Annotated in this window: 1 protein-coding gene; it reads right to left on the bottom strand. The window is 37.3% G+C overall.

Annotated elements, in window-relative coordinates; all coding sequences use genetic code 11:
- The coding region (locus KA900_RS14675; RefSeq protein ID WP_210139794.1) for an aspartate kinase at positions 1–695 on the bottom strand (695 nt) is incomplete at both ends.

Here is a 695-nt window from a genome sequence, read left to right as displayed (position 1 = left end):
CCCTTCCAAATTAACGATTTGAGAAATCATATCGACATTGACTGATCCTTCTTCTAAATGGTTGAATAAATCTGTCAGTAATCTATTATCCGGTAGGGGATAACTAATTGTAACATGTTGCATATGTTTATCTAATGCAACACCAGTAACTGCTTTTTTTTCTAATAATTCTGCTTGTGACATAATCCATGTTCCTTTCACATTTGATAAAGTTCTTCCTAAATACAAGGGGATGTTATAATTTTTCGCTAATTCAACGCTTCTCGTTTCAAGTACGCCTGCACCTAAAGCGCTCATTTCCATCATTTCTTCATACGAAACATACGACAGACGTTTCGCATCGTTGTAAACCCGTGGGTCAGTCGCATATACACCATCTACATCAGTGTATATCTCACAAGTCGTTTGGTTACTTGCAGCTAAAGCTACAGCAGTGGTATCTGAGCCACCACGACCTAAGGTAGTTACTTCTAATTCATCATTTACCCCTTGAAATCCTGCTACCACTAGTACATCGTTACTTTCAAAAGCTTGTTCAAATGTACTTGGGTCGATTTCAGCAATTTTACTTTTTAAATGATGACCAACCGTTTTGATTCCTGCTTGATATCCAGTCATCGCTTTTGCATTTATACCGATGTCATTTAATACCATCGATAAATAGGAAACGGTCTGTTGTTCACCAGTTGTTAATA

Source organism: Staphylococcus sp. GDY8P120P, from assembly GCF_017892065.1.
Taxonomy (GTDB): Bacteria; Bacillota; Bacilli; order Staphylococcales; family Staphylococcaceae; genus Staphylococcus; species Staphylococcus nepalensis.
The sequence above is the reverse complement of the archived record's forward strand: the minus strand, read 5'-3'. Positions and strand labels throughout refer to the sequence as shown.